Below are 20435 nucleotides of genomic sequence, written 5' to 3'. Positions count from 1 at the left end.
GCCATACGTACGGGTTGGGCGGCACCGACCTTCCCGCGAGAAGTGCGCTTTGCGGAACTTCTCGCCGGAATGTCGGTGCCGTTTGCGTTGTGTCGGTCTTTGCTCATGGTGGCTATCGAGCACCCAGAACCAGATCTGGGCGCTCGCCCGTACACATAACTAGATCTGTGTACAACGCAGCATCCAAAACCAGATTTGGGCTTTCCTTTCGTGTGCAAATCCCCGTTCTGGGTCAGTCTTGCACCCAGATCCGGTTCTGGGTGGGCGTTTGAGCACAAATCTAGTTTTGAGCAAACGCGTTGCTCAAAACAGGGATTTGAGTGCAGGTGGCGTTGTAGGGGCTGGGATTTTGAAGCTCAACTTCAATCGTCCTTCTCGCTAGCTGGGCTCTCGTTGGCGAGAAGGACCTCTCACTGAGGTGCTTGCGCTCAAAGAGGGGATTTGAGCGCGCCGATTGCTCATATCCGGTTTTGAGCACCAGGGGACACTGGGCGTGCGTGACACGAGGGGTGCCGCGCAACAGATATTCGCCTCCGATGGGTGCGTCTTGTGGGGTTATCGTGGAGGGGCGGTTGACGCAAACCGAGAAACACCGTAGACTAGCAGCGTATTCGAAGTTGTAATCGTAGGAAGTGGGGTGGATCTTCTCGCCCCGCTTCCTTTCTGTATGCAGGTGAGGAGGAAGCATGCCCAAGGCAGGTCTTGAGCAGACCATCATTGACGCCCTGGAGCCCCGGGGTGCGGAGCGCGGCATTGACGTCGTTGACGTCGAGGTCGTTGGCGCGACAAAGGCCCCGTGCGTCCGCGTCCGCATTGACCATGCGGACGAGTCTCTGCCCACGATCTCGCTCGACGAGGTGACGGCCGAGACCGAGTGGATCTCCGCCGCTCTGGACGAGCTCGATCCCATTCCCTCGAGCTTCACGCTTGAGGTCTCGTCCCCGGGCATGGCGCGCCCGCTCCGCAAGCCGCATGACTTTGAGCGCTTTGCGGGCGAGACGGTCTCCGCCAGCCTTGTCCCGGGTGAGGGAAGGCGCCGCTACACGGGCGTCCTCTTGGGTATTGAGGGGTCCACGGTGGCCCTTGAGTGCGATGGCGAGCGCGTTGAGCTTGCCCTCGACGATATCAGGAAGTGCACGATCAAGCCCGACTTCAACGACGCGGGCACAAAGAAGTAAGGAGCGATAAAAACCATGGCATCTGAGATGATGGAAGCCCTCGAGCTTCTGTGCCAGGAGAAGCACATCGACCAGCTCTACCTCATCGAGCGTCTTGAGCAGTCGCTCGCCAAGAGCTATGCCGACGTCCTGCACCTGCCCTTTGGCGCGCGCGTGACCATCGACCGCACCACGGGCCGCGTCTACGTCTACGAGCTCGTCCCCAAGGGCGAGGAGGACCCGGAGACCGGCGAGTACTCCGAGTTTGACGAGGTTGACGTCACGCCCCCCGACACGAGCCGCATCGCCGCGCAGCACGCCAAGGCCGAGATTCGCGCCATCGTGCGCAATGCCGCCCGCCAGCAGATCTACGAGGAGTTCTCGCAGCGCATCGGTGACATCATCACCGGCACGGTGCTCCAGACCACGCCCGACTTCACGATCATCAAGATCCGCGAGGGCGTGGAGGCCGAACTCCCGCACTTTGACCAGCGCCGCTACCCCGAGGAGCGCAACGAGCGCCCCGCCGGCGAGCGCTACGGCCACAACCAGCGCATCAAGGCCATCATCATCGACGTGCGCGACCCCAACTCCACACAGCCCGTGGTCCGCGGCGAGCGTCAGCGTCCGCCCATCGTGGTCTCCCGCACCCACCCGGACCTGCTCCGTCGCCTCTTTGAGCTTGAGGTTCCCGAGGTCTATGACGGCATCGTCGAGGTTCGCAGCGTTGCCCGCGAGCCCGGCATCCGCTCCAAGGTGGCCGTCTCCTCCAACGACGACCGCCTGGATCCCGTGGGCGCCTGCGTTGGCCCCAAGGGCAGCCGCGTGCGCACCGTCGTCTCCGAGCTTCGCGGCGAGCGCGTCGACGTGGTCCTCTGGAGCGACGATCCCGCCAAGTGCGTGGCATCCGCGCTCTCCCCGGCTCGCGTCTCCCGCGTCATCATTGACCCCGAGACAGGCTACGCCACGGTCATCGTTCCCGACGACCAGCTCTCGCTCGCCATTGGCAAGGAGGGCCAGAACGCCCGCCTCGCCGCACGCCTCACGGGCCTTCACATTGACATCAAGAACGAGTCCCTCGCCGCGGGCATCCTGCGTGACCTCCCGCGCGCTACCGTCGAGGAGGAGACCGTCGAGGAGGGCGAGCACCGCTGCGAGTACGTGGGCGCCAACGGCATTCAGTGCCGCAACATGGCCCGTCCCGGCTCGCGCTTCTGCGGCGTTCACGAGCAGATGGCAGACGTGGAGGTCAGCTCCGACCCCGACTCCCTCATCTAAGGGGCGCCAGAACGATCAGTCCCGGGCACGCGCCCGTTTTCCTGGAAGGTAGGTCACATGGCAAAGACTCGCGTACATGACCTCGCTAAAGAGTACGGGATGTCCAGCAAGGAGATGCTCGAGCACCTCCAGGACATGAAGATTCCCGCCAAGTCCGCGTCCTCTACTCTCGAGGACGCCTACGTCTCCATGGTGCGCAAGAAGCTCAAGCCCATTCTCGAGGCCCGCGCGGCTGAGATCGAGGCCGCAAAGCGCGCCGAGGAAGAGGCCAAGGCCGAGGAGGCCCGCATCGCCGCCGAGAAGGCCGAGGCCGAGCGCATCGCCGCCGAGGAGCGCCGCGAGCGCGAGCGCGCCGAGGAGGAGCGCCGTCGCGCCGCCGCCGAGGCGGAGCGCAAGGCGCGTGAGGCCGAGAAGGCCGAGGCCGAGCGCCTCGCCAAGGAGGAGGCCGAGCGCAACCGCGTGCGCGACAACGCTCCCAAGAGCGTGCCCTCGTTCACCTCGCTGCTCGACCAGATCGCGCAGCAGGAGGAGATCCTCAAGAAGCAGGCGGAGGAGTCCTCCCAGAAGAAGGCTGCGGAGAGGAACCGTCCCTCCCGTCACGCCGATGGCCCGCGCGGCGGGGTTCGCCACGGCGCGCCCGCTCAGGCTGCCGCCGACGCCTCCGCGGCGCCGAGCGGGGATGCCGGCGGTCGTCGCCGTGGCAAGAAGGGTCGTCGCGGCGAGGACGGCGGCGAGGACCGTTACAGCCGCATGGCCCGTGAGGCGGAGGCCTATAACCGCAGCCGCGTTCTCGAAGAGGCACGCGTGGCCGTCGAGGAGGCGTCCCGCGAGTCCACCGGTCGCCGCAAGCGCCGCAAGGAGCGCCGCCAGAAGCAGGCCGCCGAGGCCGCGATGGAGCAGCGCATCGAGGAGGCGCTCGCCAACGACCAGGACCTCTCGCAGCTCGACACCGTGAAGGTCCCGCAGGGCTCCACCGTGGGCGAGCTCGCCGAGCTTCTCGGCGTCCCCGCCAACGACATCATCAAGCGACTCTTCCTCCTGGGCACCCCGCTCACGCTCACCGAGTCCATGTCCGACGAGCTCATCGAGCTCGTGGCTGACGACCTCGGCCGTGACGTCAAGGTCATGACCAAGGAGGAGGAGAACTCCTTCACCTTCTACGACGACCCCGCGGACCTCAAGCCTCGTCCGCCCGTGGTCACCGTCATGGGTCACGTCGACCACGGCAAGACGTCGCTTCTCGACGCCATCCGTCACACGGGCGTTGCCGCGGGCGAGGCCGGCGGCATCACCCAGGCCATCGGCGCCTCGCAGGTCACCATCAACGACCGTATCATCACCTTCATCGACACCCCCGGACACGAGACCTTCACGGCCATGCGTGCCCGTGGCGCCAAGGTGACCGACATCGTCATCCTCATCGTCGCGGCCGACGACGGCGTCATGCCGCAGACCATCGAGTCCATCAACCACGCCAAGGCCGCCGGCGTGCCCATCATCGTTGCCGTCAACAAGATCGACAAGCCCGGCGCCAACCCCGACAAGGTCCGCCAGGAGCTCACCGAGTACGGCATCATTCCGGAGGAGTGGGGCGGACAGAACATGTTCGTCAACATCTCCGCCAAGCAGAAGATCGGAATCGACGACCTGCTCGAGACCGTCCTTCTCCAGGCTGACGTCCTTGAGCTCAAGGCCAACCCCGACACCTTTGCCTCCGGCAACGTGCTCGAGGCCAAGCTCGACCGCGGCCGCGGCTCGGTTGCGACCGTCCTCGTCACGCGCGGCACCCTGCGCATTGGCGACGCCCTCGTGGCGGGCATGTCCTACGGCCGCGTCCGCGCGATGCTCGACCCCAAGGGCAACGCCGTCACCGAGGCCGGCCCCTCCGACGCCGTGGAGATCCTCGGCCTTCAGAGCGTGCCCATGGCCGGCGACGAGTTCCGCGTCTTCCACGACGAGCGCGATGCCCGCCAGCTCGCGGACGAACGCGCCCTCAAGGCCCGCATCGAGGAGCAGAACCGCGTGAAGCACGTCACGCTCGAGAACCTCTTCGACACGATGGCCGACGCCGAGGTCAAGGAGCTCAACCTCATCATCAAGGCGGACGTCCAAGGCTCCATCGAGGCGCTCCAGGACTCTCTCGACAAGATGGACCAGTCCGAGGTCCGCATCAACACGATCCACTCCGCCGTCGGTGCCATCACCGAGACCGACGTCATCCTCGCCGACGCCTCCAACGCCATCATCATCGGCTTTGGCGTGCGCCCCGAGGCCAAGGCCAAGAGCGCCGCGGAGCGCGACGGCGTGGAGATCCGCACCTACAGCGTCATCTACAAGGCCATCGAGGACATCGACGCCGCGCGCATCGGCATGCTCAAGCCCACCGAGGTCGAGGTCCAGACCGGCGTTGCCGAGGTTCGCGACACCTTCAAGGTCCCCAAGGTCGGCATCGCCGCCGGCTGCATGATTCAGGAGGGCGAGATCTCCCGCGACGACCAGGTTCGCCTCGTGCGCGACGGCATCGTCGTCTACGACGGCAAGATCGCCTCGCTGCGCCGCTACAAGGACGACGTCAAGAGCGTCAAGGCCGGCTTCGAGTGCGGCATTGGCCTGGAGAACTTCCAGGACGTCAAGCCCGGCGATCAGATCGAGGGCTACCGCATCGAGCAGGTCGCACGCACCGAGTAGACACCTTGGGCGGGGCTCCTGGGCCCCGCCCTCCCTTGGAGCACACTATGAAGCAGAATCAGCACTCGAGAAGAACCAACGAGCAGGCGCGCGTCAAGCTCGCAAACATCCTGCTCTTTGAGGTCTCCGACCCCGACCTCGCGCTCCTGACCATCACCGGCGTTGAGGTCTCCGTGGACAAGTCCTACCTGCGCGCCTATGTGAGCTGCGACGCCGATCGCTATGACGAGGTCACCGCCGCGCTCGGGCGCGCGAAGGGCCGCATTCGCTCGCTTCTTGGCCGCTCGCTCGGCTGGCGCGTCACCCCGGAGCTCGACTTCCGCATCGACACCACCACCGACGAGGCCGAGCGCATCAGCCGCGCCCTTGGGGACGTGCCGCCCACGCTCGCCGTGGAGAAGGACGAGTTTGGCTATCCCGTTGAGCCCGCCCCCACGGATTCCGCACCCAACGAGGAGTAGGGGAGACAGCCGTGCTGTGTGGCCTTGACCACGACGGTCAGAGCGCAAGCTTTGACGAGATCACCCATCTTCTTGAGGGCGCGCGCGGCGTTGCCGTTTGCGCGCACACCTCGCCCGACGGAGACGCCCTCGGCTCCGAGCTCGCCCTGGTCGAGCTCATAGCGTCCCGTTGGCCCGAGAAGGAGGTCGTCGGGCTTCTCGCCGACGACGACGTGGTCCCTCGCATCTACCAGTTTTTGCCGGGCGCGGACCGCCTTGTTCGCGCCCGCGACTACGAGGGCGCGCCCGACCTCTTCTTCTGCGTGGACCTCTCGCAGCCGAGCCGCCTTGCCGACGCCGAGGCGGTTCTCGAGCGCTCCGCGCACTCCGCCGTCATTGACCACCATCCCTCTAACGAGCGCTTCTGGGATGCCGGCATCGTTCGCCCCGAGGCTGCGGCGGCTGGCGTCATCGTGGCCGAGTACGCGCTTCACCTTGCCGGGTCCCTCACGCAGACCATGGCGCAGAACCTTCTCTGCGCGCTCATGACGGACACCGGGCGCTTCCAGTATCAAAACGCCAACGGCGAGGCCTTCCGCGTGGCGAGTGCCCTCGTGGACGCCGGCGCCTCGCCCTCCGAGGTGGCGCTCAACGTCTACCAGAGCGACCGCCTGGGCTATCTCCACCTCTCGGCGACGGTCATGGGCCGCATCACCACCTTTGAGCAGGGAAAGATTGCCTACAGCTACGCCACCTCCGCTGACTTTGCCGCCACCGGCGTTCCCGTTGCTGAGTGTGACGGCCTCGTTGACCTGGTGCGCCGCGTTGACGGATCTGAAATCGCGCTCTTTCTCAAGGAGGTCCCCGGGGGCAAGGTGCGCGGAAACCTGCGCGCCAAGTCCGACCGAGACATCTCCGTCGTTGCCCGCGAGATGGGCGGTGGCGGTCACCCCGCTGCCGCCGGCTTCACCGTCGAGGGTGACATCGACCAGGCGCTCTCCGTCGTGCTTCCCAAGCTCAGGGCGCTCTACGCGCAGGAGGAGGCCGCTCGTTGAGCCGTAAGCCCAGTGCCTTCTCGGCGCTCATAGCCATCGACAAGCCCGTCGGCATGACGAGCCACGACGTTGTCTCGCGCGTGCGCCGCGCGGTGGGCGAGAAGCGCGTGGGGCACGCTGGTACGCTTGACCCGGCGGCCACGGGCGTGCTCGTGGTGGGCATTGGTCAGGCGACCAAGCTCCTGGGCCTGCTCACGCTCGACCGTAAGGGCTACGATGCCACCTTCCAGTTGGGTGCGGAGACCACAACGGACGACGCCGAGGGCGAGGTCACGCGTACGGCCCCGGTGTCGGACGAGCTGCTTGATCTTGGGAGCGCCAAGTTTGAGGTAGCCGAGATGAGGGGCGAGCAGGACCAGGTGCCCCCGGCCTTCTCGGCTGTCTCCGTCAACGGCCGCCGCGCCTACGACGCCGCGCGGGCAGGGGAGGAGCTCGAGCTGGCTGCGCGGCGCGTCCGTGTCTTTGACGCGCGTCTTCTCTCCGTGGACGCCGAGGCCAAGAGCTGGGAGCTCTCGCTTGACGTCTCCAAGGGCACCTACGTGCGCAGCCTCGCGCGCGACCTTGGTCGCAAGCTTGGGTGCTACGCGCACGTGTCGTCGCTCAGGCGCACCTTCTCTGGGCCTGTGACGCTCGCTGACTGCGTGACGCTCGACGAGCTTGAGGCCCGCGGCGCCGAGCTCGTTCACGAGCGCTGCCTCGATCCCGTCCGCGTCCTCGGGCTCCCCGAGCGCGCCCTTGGTCTCGACGAGGTCGTTGACGTCATGAACGGGCGCAGGATCTCGCTTGGAGAGGTTCGTTACGACTGCGTGTCTCGCGTGCCAAACCCTGGGGAGCGCGTGGCGCTCACCTTAGGTGGGGGGCTTGCCGGCATCTGGCGACGTGAGGGACGATCCCTCATTTGCGAGAACAACTTCCCCCAGGCCATCGAGGGGGTGCGCGAGCCCGTCGACGTCCGCTCGCTCGCTCCCGAGTCGCCGCTCGACGCCCGCGGCATCCGCGCGCTCGTGCGAGCCTCAGTTCCCGCGGGCCGCGCGCTTCGTGGCGGCTTTGGCATGCGCCTGCTCGAGGGCTCCGTCGAGTGCGTGCTCGACGTTCCCTACTGCGATCCATTCTTCACTGCCGCTGTCGACGAGCGGGGCAATACGGTCAAGGACCCGCTCTTCTCCGAGAAGGCCGCGCTCGGCGGGGACCGTCGCTTTGTCTGCGCCATCGGTGCCTTTGACGGCCTGCACCGCGGTCATCGCGCACTTCTCTCCCGCGCACGCGCCGAGGCCGACCACCGGGGCTGCCGCCTTGCCGTCGTGACCTTCTCGCCCGACCCCGCGCGCGTCCTCTCCCCAGAGGATGCTCCCGATGACCTGCTCTCCGCAGATGACCGCGAATATGCCCTCATCGACACGGGGGCCGACGCGCTTCTCGTCTTCTCGTTCACGCCCGAGCTGGCCTCCGTGCCCTACGAGGACTTTGTCCGCACGTGCCTTGGCAGCCTTCTTGACGTGCGCGCCATTGTGGTGGGCGAGGACTTCTGCCTGGGCGCGCGCGGCGAGGGCACCGTCTCTGCCCTGAGCGAGCTTGGCGAGACGGACGGTTTTGACGTCATCGGCGTGGAGCTCTCCCGCGAGGGCGGCGAGCCCATCACCGCGACGCGCATTCGTGGCCTCATCAGGCAGGGGAGCGTTGAGGAGGCGTCCGTCCTTCTCGGCCGCTGTCACCTTGTTGAGGGCGAGGTCGAGCGCGGGCGCGGCGAGGGCACGGGCTTTGGCTTTCCCACGGCCAACGTGTGCGTGGCTCCGGGCGCGTGCCTTCCCGCCGAGGGCGTCTACGCGGGCTTTGTCGTTGTGGGCAACGGTCTTGGCACCGATCACGTGGGTGAGGTCGCCTATCCCGCGGCAATAAACGTGGGTAAGCCCCGGACCTTCTCGCCACATGAGGAGGGGGAGCAGTTCCTTGAGGCCACGCTGTTGGGATTTGAGGGCGACCTCTACGGCCGTGTCGTCCGTGTGGTCTTTGTGCGCTGGCTGAGGGAGCCGCGGACGTTTGGCTCTGTGGAGGAGCTGGAGCGCGTGGTTCTCTCCAACGTTGAATGGGTACGCAAGACGCTGGGCGAGAAGGGCATCGAGCTTTCCGGGAGGTGCGGATGATCTCTGAGGAGGACAAGGAGAAGGTCCGCCAGGCGACGGACTTTGTGCAGCTCGTTTCCGAGACGGTCGAGCTGCGGCAGCGTGGCCAGGACTTTTGGGGGTGCTGCCCATTCCACGGCGAGAAGACCCCCTCATTCAAGGTGAACCCCTCGACGGGGCTCTGGCACTGCTTTGGCTGCGGTGAGGGCGGCGACGTCTTCTCCTACGTGCAGCGGCGCGAGAACCTGGAGTTCCCGGACGCGATTCGCTACCTTGCGGACCGTGCGGGCATCGAGCTCACCGAGGAGCGCGGGGGCAGCCGCGGGCCCAAGAAGACCCGTCTCATGGAGGCGCTGGGGGAGGCCGAGTCCTACTACCACATGATGCTCATGCGCGGGCGTGGCGAGGGGCCCGATGCCGCGCGCCGCTACCTTTCCGGTCGCGGTTTAGGCTCGGACGTCTGCAGACGCTGGGGGCTCGGCTTTGCCCCGGGGCACGGTCAGCTCGTCGCCCAGCTGCGCTCGAAGGGCTTCACCTCCGCCGAGCTCGTCTCCGCCGACCTTGCCATGGAGCGCTCGGGGAGGCTCTCGGACCGCTTCTTTGACCGTGTGATGTTTCCCATTCACGACGAGCTCGGCCGCACCATCGCGTTTGGTGGGCGCATCCTGGGTCCCAAGCGCGACAACGTTGCCAAGTACGTGAACACGCGCGACACGCCCGCGTTCAACAAGGGCAAGCACCTCTTTGCCTACGACAAGGCCAAGGAGTCCATGGCGGCGACCGGCGTGGCCATCGTCTGCGAGGGCTACACTGACGTCATCGCCATGCACGAGGCGGGCTTCACCAACACGGTGGCGGCGCTCGGCACGGCCTTCCGTCTTGACCACGTGCGCCTCATGGAGCGCCAGCGCGTGAGCAAGATCATCTGCATGTTCGACGGTGACGCCGCCGGCCAGCGCGCGGCGGAGCGCGCCGTGCGCTACATCGACAAGACCTCGGCTGCCCTGCTCTGCGTGGTCCTGCCCAACAACCAGGACCCGATGGAGTTTCTCGCCGACCACGGCGCCGACGCGCTGCACCCCATCCTTGACTCTGCACGCCCCCTCATGGACTTTGTCTTCGAGAAGCGCCTCGCCGGGCATGACCTCTCGGCACCGGGACGACGCGTGCGCGCCCTTGAGGACATGGCGTCTTTGCTGGCGCCTCTCAAGCACTCGGTCCTTCTCGACGAGTACGCCACGCGTCTGGCCGACACGCTGGGAATGGACGTGGGGGAGACCAAGCGCGCCATCCGTGAGGCACCGGTGCGCGAGCTTGACGAGGAGCGACCGAGAAGGGACGCGCGCCGCACGGACGCACCTGCACCCTCATCGCGTCCCGGGGATGACGAGGTCCCGCTCGATGCCTACGACTACGTTTCCGCTGAGGCGCTGGACGAGGGGGGAGCGCCCGTCATGGTTGAGGCGCCCTCGCCCTTCTCGCAGGTCCCGCTCTCCTCTGACGACAGAATGCAGGTGGCTGCCGAGCGCGAGCTCCTGTGTGCCCTCGCGTCGCGGCCCGATGCGCTGCGCGCCTATGCCGACCGCATCGCCGAGCTCTCCTGGGCGGATGGGCGTCACGAGGCGATGGCGTGGGCCATGCTCTCCACGCCCGAGGGGTCCGCGCCCGCTGACGTTGTGGCCGCCGCCGTATCGGTTGTACCGGACGCGCCGCGCATCCTCTCTGGCGGACGCGTGATGGCGGAGCCCGAGCTCTCTGACTCCGAGAAGCTCGACCTCATCGTTGACACTGCCGAGCTCTGCTCATGCAAGCGACGCATCCGCCAGATTCGCGCCGCACTGCGCTCCTCGGCACCATCCGACGAAGACTCCGAGCGGCTTTTTGGCGAGGCAGCGGAGCTTCAGCGTCGTGTGAACGCGCTCACGAGAAAGCTTTCAGCGGTAACTGACGAGTAGATTTTGGGTATAATCCTGAAAGTTTGTATGTCGAAAGGACCTACGTGGCTGCTAAGAAGACGAATTCCGACGTCAAGCTCTCTGAAGAGCTCTCCAAGGTTGTCGAGGAGCTCTCGGGCGCCGGCTCGAGCGTTACCGAGGATGACATCCAGCTCGCCATTCGAGACATTGACGTCGACTCAGACGAGCTCTCCGACCTCTATGACGCCCTGCGCTCTCGCGGCGTTGAGGTGAGCTCATCCAACGAGGAGGCTGCTCCCGAGTTTGCCATCGAGGGGGACTCCTCAGACGATGACGACTACGATGACGACGATGACGTTGTCACCGACGACTTCGATGAGGACGAGGAGGGACAGTCCGAGAGCGCGGCAGAGGCCAAGGCGGTCAAGGAGGCCCTGCGCTCCGTTCCCAAGGCGCGCGTCTCCAAGCCCAAGCGCTCCTCTCGCGCTCGTGCCCGCAGGGCGGACACGTCCACGGCCATGCTCACCGGCGATCCGGTGCGAATGTACCTCAAGGAGATCGGCAAGGTCGACCTGCTCACGGCCTCCGAGGAGGTCAACCTCGCCATGAAGATCGAGGCGGGCACCGAGGCCACCGAGAAGCTCGAGGCCGCCGAGGACGGCACCCTCGAGCTCACCCGTGCCGAGCAGCGCCGCCTCATGCGCATCGAGCAGGTGGGCCTTGACGCCAAGCAGCAGCTCATCTCCGCGAACCTGCGCCTCGTGGTCTCCATTGCCAAGCGCTACGTTGGGCGCGGCATGCTCTTCCTCGACCTCATCCAGGAGGGCAACCTCGGCCTCATCCGTGCCGTGGAGAAGTTCGACTACACCAAGGGCTTCAAGTTCTCCACCTACGCCACGTGGTGGATTCGCCAGGCCATCACGCGCGCCATCGCCGACCAGGCGCGCACCATCCGCATCCCGGTCCACATGGTCGAGACGATCAACAAGCTCATCCGCGTGCAGCGCCAGCTGCTCCAGGATCTCGGACGCGACCCCACTCCCGAGGAGATCGGCGCCGAGATGGGCATGAGCCCCGATCGTGTGCGTGAGATCCAGAAGATCAGCCAGGAGCCCGTCTCCCTGGAGACGCCCATCGGTGAGGAGGAGGACTCCCAGCTCGGCGACTTCATCGAGGACTCCTCGGCCGTGGCGCCGCCCGAGGCCGCGTCCGACTCCATGCTCCGCGAGCAGCTCGACCAGGTGCTCGATAGCCTCGCCGACCGCGAGCGCAAGGTCATCAAGTTCCGCTTTGGCCTTGAGGACGGTCACCCGCGCACCCTCGAGGAGGTCGGTCGCGAGTTTGGCGTCACGCGCGAGCGCATCCGCCAGATCGAGAGCAAGACCCTCGCCAAGCTGCGTCACCCGAGCCGCTCCGGTCGTTTGAAAGATTATATGGAGGACTGATGTCTGATAACCAGAGGAAGCTCAAGTACTTCTCGTTTGCGATCATGATCTTTGCGCTGCTGCACCTGATTGGTGGTGCCTTCCTGATTGCCGCCTCTCCGCTTGCCGCTGGTCTGCGCCTTGAGGTGGCCGGAGACATGACCGACGGCGTCATCGCCTCCGAGGTGCTCGGCATCGTGGCGATTATCGTTGGCGTCTACTGCCTCATCGTTGGCGTGATGGGCGCGCGCTCGGCGAACAACCCCCGCCACGTTGGCGGCTTCAAGAAGCTCGACATGGCTCTCATCCTGGTGGCGTTCATCGAGTTCCTCATGAGTCTCACCACCGGTCAGATCTCTTGGACCGAGCTCGCCATCGCCTGCGTTGGCATCTTCGCGTACCTGTATGCCGTCAAAGCTAACGAGGAAGTCCTCGGGTAGTCTTTCCAATGGTGCACCCTTGCGGCCCCGTGCGAATGCTCGTGCGGGGCCGCTTTGTGTTTCTCGTTCATACAGATCACGTGCCGAGAAAACCGCGGTGTTGTACCGATCACTGAAGTGCGTGCCGAGAAAACTCGGAGTCTGTACCGGCTTCGGCGTGATACGACTATTAAATCGGCTCCCTGTACCGTACTTCAAAATGGATTGCCGAGAAATATCGGCCGCTGTACCACTCGTACCGAGAACAGCCTGTAGCTGTGCCAGTCATTCGATTAATTGGAAAAATGCATATGAAAAAGGCCGGAGAGCAAGTCTCCGGCCTGAGGTCTCTGGCTCCCCGGGTAGGATTCGAACCTACGACACGCTGATTAACAGTCAGCTGCGCTACCACTGCGCCACCGGGGAATGTGTTCGCGCAAGAAGTAAGTATACAGAAGTGCGTCAGTCGCGCAAGGGGGAATTTTGTTTTTCTCTAAAGGGCGGATTGTTGTTGGGACGCTTATTATCGTGCGCGTCAACGAGACAAAAGCATCCTCGTCACTTTTGGGCAAAAGATTTGATGCGTTGGGGCGAGAAATGCGTGCAGGCGGTTCTTTTCGTCCTTGTCGCAATCTCTTCAACTGGGAAAACGTCAATCCCCGTGCTGCCGTGAAAGAAGAGGGGGCACCGCTCTTGTCGCCCGATATCAAATCTTTGCCCCACAATCGGCCAAAACACCACGGTGGGGGATGCTCCGACGACGCGCAAGGTCTCCAAAACGCAAAACTTCTTATTTGGGGCAAGAATCGGGCGCGCCGCACGCAGGCCTCTGCCTTTTCTATGAGCGCGCAGGCGCTGTGCTAGCATGTGCAACGTTGGTGTGGGGCGCACACGAGGAGGTTCCTTGAGCCACAGAGCCGAGATAAACGATAAGGTCACGCATGTGACGGGCAACCTTGCCAAGGATCGCTTCATCCTTCTTCAGCTCGTGACGAAGGACTTCAAGCTTCGTTACCGTCGCTCCATCCTTGGTGTTGTCTGGAGCGTCCTCAACCCGCTCCTCATGATGATCATCATGAGCTTTGTCTTCTCGTACTTCCTGCGCGGGTCCAACGTAGAGAACTACCCGCTCTACCTCATCGTGGGCAACATCACCTTCTCGCTCATGAACGAGGCAACGAGCACCGGCCTGCGCTCCATCATCGACGCCGCCCCGCTGCTCAAGAAGGTGAGGGTGGACCGCTGGGTGTTCCCGGTGCAGAAGGTCTTCTCGGCGGCCTTCAACTTTGCGTTCTCGCTCATCGCGGTCGTCATTGTCATGCTGTTCTTCCGCGTTGTGCCCACCTGGCACATCATCTGGATGATTCCCGCGCTGCTGCTGCTCATGGTCTTCTGCATGGGCGTGAGCCTGCTCATCGGCGCGCTCGCCGTGTTCTTCCGCGACATGATCCACCTTTGGAGCGTCCTTCTCACCGCGTGGACCTACCTCACGCCCATCTTCTGGGATCTCTCCCTGCTCACGGCGTCAAACGCCCCTTGGTACGTCATTGCCGTGGTGAAGGCCAACCCCATGTACAACTACATCGACATGATGCGCTGCGCCATCGTCTACCAGGCGAGCCCCGGCTCCACGGTCATCATCCTCTCGATTGTCTGGGCGCTCGTGGCGCTTCTTGCGGGCTATCTCGTCTTCCGCAAGACCGAGCACAAGTTCATCCTCTACATCTAGGCGGTTCCCATGGCAGACACCACCTCCGAGTACGCCATCGAGGTCAACGACGTCTCGATGATCTTCAACATCGCCAGCGAGCAGCTCAACAACCTCAAGGAGTACTTCATCAAGATCATGAGGCACGAGCTCTTCTTCAAGGAGTTTCGCGCGCTTGACCACGTGAGCTTTAAGGTGCGCCGCGGCGAGGTCGTTGGCCTGGTGGGCACCAACGGTTCCGGCAAATCCACGATGCTCAAGTGCATCGCCGGCGTCCTGGAGCCCTCCGAGGGCACCATCACGGTCCGCGGCAACATCGCGCCGCTGATCGAGCTGGGCGCCGGCTTTGACCCCGAGCTCACGGCGCGCGAGAACATCTACCTCAACGGGTCGCTGCTCGGCTACTCGCGCGAGTTCGTCGACGGCCACCTTCAGGACATCATCGACTTTGCCGAGCTCCAGGACTTCATGGACATGCCGCTCAAGAACTACTCCTCCGGCATGGTCGCGCGCATCGCCTTTGCCATTGCAACGGTGACCGAGCCCGACGTCCTCATCGTCGACGAGACTCTCTCGGTGGGCGACGTCTTCTTCCAGGAGAAGTGCGAGCAGCGCATCAAGCACTTCATTGAGTCCGGCAACGTGACCGTTCTCTTTGTCTCCCACTCCATGGAGCAGGTCGAGCGCATCTGCCAGCGAGCCATCTGGATCGAGAAGGGCGTCCAGCGCATGGACGGCCCGGCGGCGGAGGTCCTCGCGGCCTATAGCGAGCAGTTTAGCTAGGCCCCGCTCTCTTTCGTCTTGTTCTTCCGGCCGGATTGTCGTACAGTGGGATGGATTCTTTAAGCCGGTGCGAGACGCCAGCAAGGTCAGGTCCCTCGGGACGCTTCTCATAGCCTTATCTTGACGCTCGTGTCGGCTTTGCCGGCAGGGCGTCATTTTGTGAGAAGGGAGTCCCATGGAACAGGCCAAGCTCAAGGCCCAGATTATGGACGAGCAGGCCATGAGCCGCGCGCTCACCCGCATCGCCCATGAGATCATCGAGAAGAACGAGGGAGCCGAGGGCATTGCGCTTGTCGGCATCGTTCGCCGCGGCGCCGCCATCGCGCCGCTGCTCGCCGATGAGATCGAGAAGATCGAGGGCACCCGCCCGCCCGTGGGCACGCTCGACGTGAGCTTCTACCGCGACGACGTGAGTCGCAAGATCGCCCCCGTCGAGTTTGGCACCGACATCCCCTTTGACGTCGACAAGCGCGACATCATTCTCGTTGACGACGTCCTCTACACCGGCCGGACCATTCGCGCCGCGCTCGACGCCCTCATCGACCTCGGTCGTCCCAAGACGGTCCAGCTTGCCGTCATGATCGATCGCGGCCATCGCGAGCTCCCCATCCGCGCGGACTACGTGGGCAAGAACGTCCCCTCCTCGCACGGCGAGGACGTGCGCGTGACCATTGCCCCGTACGACGACGTCAACTCCGTCGAGATCTGGACCAAGCCCACCGACTAGAGCACAGGAGGTGCCAACCACATGCTTTCCGTCAAGCACCTGATCGACACGACGAGCCTCACTGCCGACGACATCACGCAGATCCTCGACACGGCCCGCTCGTTCTCCGAGGTAAACAACCGCGCCATCAAGAAGGTTCCCGCCCTGCGCGGCCGCACGATCGTGAACCTCTTCCTCGAGCCCTCCACCCGCACCAAGAGCTCCTTCGAGCTCGCCGAGAAGCGCCTCTCCGCCGACTCCCTCTCCATGGGCGGCGCCACGTCCTCGGTCGTGAAGGGTGAGAGCCTCGCCGACACCATCGAGACCATTGACGCCATGAACGTCGACATGTTCATCTGCCGCGCCAAGCTCGCCGGTACGCCGCAGAAGATCACCGAGCACACCGACGCCATCGTCATTAACGCCGGCGACGGCAAGCACCAGCACCCCACGCAGGCGATGCTCGACCTCTACACCATCCGAGAGAACTTCGGCCACCTCGACGGCCTCAAGGTCGCCATCGTGGGCGACCTCAGCCACAGCCGCGTGTGCGGCAGCCTCGTGCCCGCCCTCAAGACCATGGGCGCCGACGTCACCCTCGTGGGCCCGCCCACCTTCCAGGTTGACGACCCGGACTACTACGGCGTGCCGCAGACCGCCGACTTTGACTCCGTGATCCCCGAGATGGACGTCATCTACATGCTGCGCGTCCAGCTCGAGCGCATGGAGGGCGCGGCCATCCCGTCCCGCCGCGAGTACAACCGTCTCTGGGGCCTCGACATGAGCCGTGTGGACAAGATGAAGCCCGAGGCCATCATCTGCCACCCCGGCCCCATGAACCGCGGCATGGAGATCAACGCGGACGTTGCCGACTGCGCGCGCTCGCGCATTCTTGACCAGGTGAACGCCGGCGTTCTCACGCGCATGGCCGAGATGTACCTGCTTCTGGGAGGAGAGAACAATGGCGTATCTGCTTAAGGGAGCCCACGTCGTCGACCCGCAGGTGGGCCTTGACGACGTTCGCGACGTGCTCGTTGACGGCGACAAGATCGCGTGCGTGAGCACGTGCATCGAGCCGCCCGCCGACGCCGAGGTCATCGATGCCACCGGCAAGTACCTCGTTCCCGGCCTCGTGGACATGCACGTGCACTTCCGTGATCCCGGCTTTGAGTACAAGGAGACCATCGAGACCGGCGCCCGCGCGGCAACCCACGGCGGCTTCACCGACGTTGCCACCATGCCCAACACCGACCCGGTGACCGACACGGGCGCCGAGGTCCGCTACCAGATCGACCGCTCCCGTCACGCGGGCCTTTGCCACATTCGCCCGATCGGCGCCCTCACGGTGGGGGAGAAGGGCCAGACCCTCGCGGAGATCGGCGACATGGTCATGGAGGGTGCGGTCGCCTTCTCCGATGACGGCCACGGCGTCCAGAGCGCCGGCATGATGCGCACCTGCATGGAGTACGTCTCGCAGTTCGACAAGGTTGTCTCCGCGCACTGCGAGATCGAGTCGCTCACCACGCACGGTGTCATCAACGAGGGCCGCGCCTCCACGCGCCTCGGCATGTTCGGCTGGCCCGCCCTGGGAGAGGAGCTCGAGATCTATCGTGACATCGAGCTCTGCCGCATGACCGGCTGTGCCCTGCACATCGCCCACATCTCCACCGAGAAGAGCCTCGAGCTCGTCCGCGCCGCCAAGGCCGAGGGACTGCCCGTGACCTGCGAGGTCACCCCGCACCACCTGTTCCTGTGCGAGGACGACATCACCGATGCCTACGACACCAACCTCAAGATGAACCCGCCGCTGCGCAGCGCATCTGATGCCGCCGCGCTGCGCGAGGGCATTCTCGACGGCTCGATCGACTGCATTGTGACCGACCACGCCCCGCACGCCCCGCACGAGAAGGACTGCGAGTGGGAGATCGCCTTCTTTGGCATCGTGGGCCTCGAGACGTCGCTGCCGCTCATGCTCACCAACCTCGTGCTTCCCGGCACGATGAGCTGGTCGCGCCTCGTTGAGGTCATGGCCGTGAACCCACGTCGCTGCCTGCGCCTCCCCGAGATTCGCATCGAGGAGGGCTGCACCGCCGACCTCACGCTCATCGATCCCACCGCCGAGGTGACGGTCACCGAGGACTGGCTCCAGAGCCGCTCCAAGAACTCCGCGTGGCTCGGCAAGTCCCTTACCGGCTGCGCCACCGAGGTCTTTGTTGCCGGTCGCCACACGCTCACCAACGGCGTTGTGACCCCGGTCAAGAGGGTCCTTCGATGAGTGCCACCACGTCGGTCCACGACTTCACCGTGGTCTCAAACGAGCCCGTCGCCGAAGGGCTCATGAGGATTGTGCTCTCGTCTCCCGAGCTTGCCGCCTCCCTTGAGGCCGGTCAGTTCGTGAACATCCACGTTCCCGGTGACGCGAGCCAGATCCTGCGCATCCCGCTGTCCTTCTCGCATGCGGACGCGCAGGCCGGCACGGTCGAGATCGTCTATGCCGTGGTGGGTGACGGCACGCGTCGCCTCTCCGCGATGGCGGTAGGGGAGTCCTCAACCGCCGTCGGACCCTGCGGAAACCCCTGGCCGCTTGTCGAGGGCGCTCGTCGCGCCTGTGTCGTTGCGGGCGGCGTGGGCGTCACGCCCGTCGTTGCCTGCGCTCGCATGCTCGAGCACGCCGGCGTGGCCTTTGATGCCGTGGTGGGCGCGCAGACGGCCGGCAAGCTCTGGGGTGCCGAGGTGCTCCAGGGGCTTGGGGCTAAAACCGTTGCGGTGACGACGGACGACGGCACGGCCGGGCGCAAGGGGTTCACGACCGACGCCCTCTCCGAGCTTCTCGACAGCAATACCTACGACGTGGTCTACACCTGCGGGCCCGAGGTCATGATGGCCGGCGTGGCGCGCCTCTGCCGCGAGGCAGGCGTTTCCTGCAGGGTCTCCATGGAGCGCATGATGTGCTGCGGCTTTGGTGCCTGCGGCACGTGCAACGTGGCCATGGCCGATGGGACCTACAAGTCCTGCTGCAAGGACGGCCCCGTCTTCGATGCCGAGGAGGTGGCGTGGTAATGGGCGAGAAGAACGTGAGCATGGCCGTCAACCTCGGCGGCGTGCGCATGCAGAACCCGGTGAACACCGCCTCGGGCACCTTTGCCTTTGGCTCGGTCTTCGAGAGCTTCTACGATGTCTCTCGGCTTGGCGCGATCACCCTCAAGGGCTGCTCCGCCGAGCCCTGGACCGGCAACCCCGCGCCTCGCATGTGCGAGGTTCCGTCCGGCATGATGAACACTGTCGGCCTTGCCAACCCTGGCGTTGTGGGCATGGTCGAGCAGTACGGCGAGTATCTCGCCGGTCTTGAGGGCCGCGGCTGCCGCGTCATCGTGCAGGCCGCCGGCCACTCCGTCGAGGAGTACGTCGCCGCCGTGGAGCTCATCGAGGAGCACTGTCCCTGGGCGAGCGGCGTCGAGATGAACATCTCGTGCCCAAACATCGCCCGCGGAGGCGCCCTTGTGGGCGGCACGCCCGAGAGCGCTGCCGAGGTCGTTCGCGCGGTGCGCCCGCGCGTCCAGCGACCGCTTCTCGTGAAGATGGCACCCGTGCGCGTTCCTGAGATCGCGCGCGCCTGCGAGGCCGAGGGGGCGGACGCCCTCTCGCTCATCAACACCATCAACGGCATGTCCATTGACGTGCGCACCCGCAGGAGCCGCCTCTCCAAGCCCACCGGAGGGGTCTCTGGCCCTGCCATCCACGCGATCGCCGTGCGCATGGTCTGGGAGGCGGCGCAGGCCGTCAGGATTCCCATCAACGGCATGGGCGGCATTGCCAGCTGGCAGGACGCCGCCGAGATGATTCTCGCCGGCGCCACTTCCGTTACGGTGGGAACCGCAAACTTCTACAACCCCACCTGCGCCGCCGACATTGTGGACGGACTTGCCGCCTGGGTGGCCGAGCAGGGCGCATCTGATGTCAACGAACTGATTGGAGCCTTCGAATGCTGACGTACGAACAGGCAAGCGACAAGGTCATCATTGCCCTCGACTGCTCGAAGGAGCGCGCCTTTGAGCTTGCCGACATGCTCTCCGGCAAGGCAACGTGGGTCAAGGTGGGCATGACGCTCTTCTTTGCCGAGGGTCCCGCCATCGTGGACGCGATGCGCGAGCGCGGCCTGCGCGTCTTCCTTGACCTCAAGGTGCACGACATCCCGTTCCAGGTGCAGGGCGCCGTCCGCGCTGCCTCCCTCACGGGCGCCGACATCCTCTCCATCCACGGCCTGGGCTCCTCCGCGATGATCGCCGCGGCCCGCAAGGGCGCCGAGGAGGCGGCCGAGCAGCGTGGCGGAGACCGCACCCGCCTGGTTGCCATCTCCGTCCTCACGAGCATGGACCAGGCCGCCCTGGCCGAGATCGGCGTCGAGTCCCCCGTCGCCGAGGAGGTCGCTCGTCTTGCGAGCCTGGCCTACGGCTCTGGCTCGGATGGCATCGTGTGCTCGCCGCAGGAGGCTGCCGAGATGCGCGCGCTTCTTGGCCCCGATGCCCTCATCGTGACGCCGGGCGTCCGTCCCGCCGGCGCCGAGGTGGGCGACCAGAAGCGCATCGCGACCCCTGCCGCATCGCTTGCCGCCGGCGCGTCCAAGCTCGTCATCGGCCGCCCCATCACGGGAGCCGACGACCCGGTGGCCGCGTTTGACGCCATCTGCGCCGAGATCATGGCGTAACATTGCCCCTCTGACGTGCGCATTTGTCATAGTGCG

18 protein-coding genes and 1 tRNA gene are annotated in these 20435 nt (G+C 65.3%); 18 read left to right on the top strand and 1 reads right to left on the bottom strand.

The window, feature by feature from the left end; genetic code table 11:
* Positions 1-686: 686 nt before the first annotated feature.
* From rimP to QUW25_RS01705, 9 genes are read left to right on the top strand one after another with little or no spacing between them, the layout of a single operon-like run.
* Positions 687-1178, top strand: coding sequence for a ribosome maturation factor RimP (rimP, locus tag QUW25_RS01745; RefSeq protein ID WP_289510516.1), 492 nt, complete (start codon positions 687-689; stop codon positions 1176-1178).
* Positions 1179-1193: 15 nt separating this feature from the next.
* Complete coding sequence (gene nusA / locus QUW25_RS01740) at positions 1194-2435, top strand: transcription termination factor NusA (RefSeq protein ID WP_289510515.1); 1242 nt, start codon at positions 1194-1196, stop codon at positions 2433-2435.
* Between the two features lie 57 nt (positions 2436-2492).
* Positions 2493-5123 carry a translation initiation factor IF-2 gene (gene infB / locus QUW25_RS01735; protein ID WP_289510514.1) on the top strand — a complete coding sequence of 877 codons (2631 nt, stop codon included), beginning with the start codon at positions 2493-2495 and terminating at the stop codon, positions 5121-5123.
* Between the two features lie 47 nt (positions 5124-5170).
* Positions 5171-5584: a 30S ribosome-binding factor RbfA gene (gene rbfA / locus QUW25_RS01730; RefSeq protein ID WP_289510513.1), complete on the top strand. Its 414-nt coding sequence runs from the start codon at positions 5171-5173 to the stop codon at positions 5582-5584.
* Positions 5585-5595: 11 nt separating this feature from the next.
* Positions 5596-6618, top strand: a complete 1023-nt coding sequence (locus tag QUW25_RS01725; protein ID WP_354003615.1) for a DHH family phosphoesterase — start codon at positions 5596-5598, stop codon at positions 6616-6618.
* Positions 6615-8759, top strand: coding sequence for a tRNA pseudouridine(55) synthase TruB (gene truB / locus QUW25_RS01720; protein ID WP_289510512.1), 2145 nt, complete (start codon positions 6615-6617; stop codon positions 8757-8759). The genes QUW25_RS01725 and truB overlap by 4 nt, the downstream gene beginning before the upstream one ends.
* Positions 8756-10693 carry a DNA primase gene (gene dnaG / locus QUW25_RS01715; RefSeq protein ID WP_289510511.1) on the top strand — a complete coding sequence of 646 codons (1938 nt, stop codon included), beginning with the start codon at positions 8756-8758 and terminating at the stop codon, positions 10691-10693. The genes truB and dnaG overlap by 4 nt, the downstream gene beginning before the upstream one ends.
* A 44-nt stretch (positions 10694-10737) precedes the next feature.
* Positions 10738-12099: an RNA polymerase sigma factor RpoD gene (rpoD, locus tag QUW25_RS01710; protein ID WP_289510510.1), complete on the top strand. Its 1362-nt coding sequence runs from the start codon at positions 10738-10740 to the stop codon at positions 12097-12099.
* Positions 12099-12518 (top strand): hypothetical protein, encoded by a 420-nt coding sequence (locus QUW25_RS01705; RefSeq protein WP_289510509.1) that lies wholly within the window; start codon positions 12099-12101, stop codon positions 12516-12518. Before rpoD ends, QUW25_RS01705 begins: the two co-directional genes overlap by 1 nt.
* Before the next feature lie 330 nt (positions 12519-12848).
* On the opposite strand, the gene QUW25_RS01700 is transcribed toward QUW25_RS01705, so the two are convergent.
* Positions 12849-12923, bottom strand: a tRNA-Asn gene (locus tag QUW25_RS01700).
* A gap of 57 nt (positions 12924-12980) precedes the next feature.
* Between QUW25_RS01700 and QUW25_RS01695 the strand changes: the two genes are divergently transcribed.
* From QUW25_RS01695 to pyrF, 9 genes are all read left to right on the top strand, one after another.
* Positions 12981-13361, top strand: coding sequence for a hypothetical protein (locus QUW25_RS01695; RefSeq protein WP_289510508.1), 381 nt, complete (start codon positions 12981-12983; stop codon positions 13359-13361).
* A 40-nt stretch (positions 13362-13401) separates the two neighbouring features.
* Positions 13402-14226, top strand: a complete 825-nt coding sequence (locus QUW25_RS01690) for an ABC transporter permease (protein ID WP_289510507.1) — start codon at positions 13402-13404, stop codon at positions 14224-14226.
* 9 nt (positions 14227-14235) lie between these two features.
* Positions 14236-14988 carry an ABC transporter ATP-binding protein gene (locus tag QUW25_RS01685; RefSeq protein ID WP_289510506.1) on the top strand — a complete coding sequence of 251 codons (753 nt, stop codon included), beginning with the start codon at positions 14236-14238 and terminating at the stop codon, positions 14986-14988.
* A 175-nt stretch (positions 14989-15163) separates the two neighbouring features.
* The gene (gene pyrR, locus QUW25_RS01680; RefSeq protein ID WP_289510505.1) at positions 15164-15715 is read left to right on the top strand and encodes a bifunctional pyr operon transcriptional regulator/uracil phosphoribosyltransferase PyrR; all 552 of its coding nucleotides are present in this window, start codon (positions 15164-15166) and stop codon (positions 15713-15715) included.
* 21 nt (positions 15716-15736) lie between these two features.
* Positions 15737-16672 carry an aspartate carbamoyltransferase catalytic subunit gene (locus tag QUW25_RS01675; protein WP_289510504.1) on the top strand — a complete coding sequence of 312 codons (936 nt, stop codon included), beginning with the start codon at positions 15737-15739 and terminating at the stop codon, positions 16670-16672.
* Positions 16656-17969, top strand: coding sequence for a dihydroorotase (locus QUW25_RS01670; RefSeq protein ID WP_289510503.1), 1314 nt, complete (start codon positions 16656-16658; stop codon positions 17967-17969). Before QUW25_RS01675 ends, QUW25_RS01670 begins: the two co-directional genes overlap by 17 nt.
* Positions 17966-18754 carry a dihydroorotate dehydrogenase electron transfer subunit gene (locus QUW25_RS01665; RefSeq protein WP_289510502.1) on the top strand — a complete coding sequence of 263 codons (789 nt, stop codon included), beginning with the start codon at positions 17966-17968 and terminating at the stop codon, positions 18752-18754. The genes QUW25_RS01670 and QUW25_RS01665 overlap by 4 nt, the downstream gene beginning before the upstream one ends.
* The gene (locus QUW25_RS01660; RefSeq protein ID WP_289510501.1) at positions 18754-19683 is read left to right on the top strand and encodes a dihydroorotate dehydrogenase; all 930 of its coding nucleotides are present in this window, start codon (positions 18754-18756) and stop codon (positions 19681-19683) included. Before QUW25_RS01665 ends, QUW25_RS01660 begins: the two co-directional genes overlap by 1 nt.
* Positions 19677-20399: an orotidine-5'-phosphate decarboxylase gene (gene pyrF, locus QUW25_RS01655; RefSeq protein ID WP_289510500.1), complete on the top strand. Its 723-nt coding sequence runs from the start codon at positions 19677-19679 to the stop codon at positions 20397-20399. Before QUW25_RS01660 ends, pyrF begins: the two co-directional genes overlap by 7 nt.
* Positions 20400-20435: the final 36 nt, after the last annotated feature.

Source organism: Thermophilibacter provencensis (assembly GCF_030372065.1).
Taxonomy (GTDB): Bacteria; Actinomycetota; Coriobacteriia; order Coriobacteriales; family Atopobiaceae; genus Thermophilibacter; species Thermophilibacter provencensis_A.
Note: the sequence above shows the minus strand (reverse complement) of the source record. Positions and strands in the feature narration are given on the sequence as shown.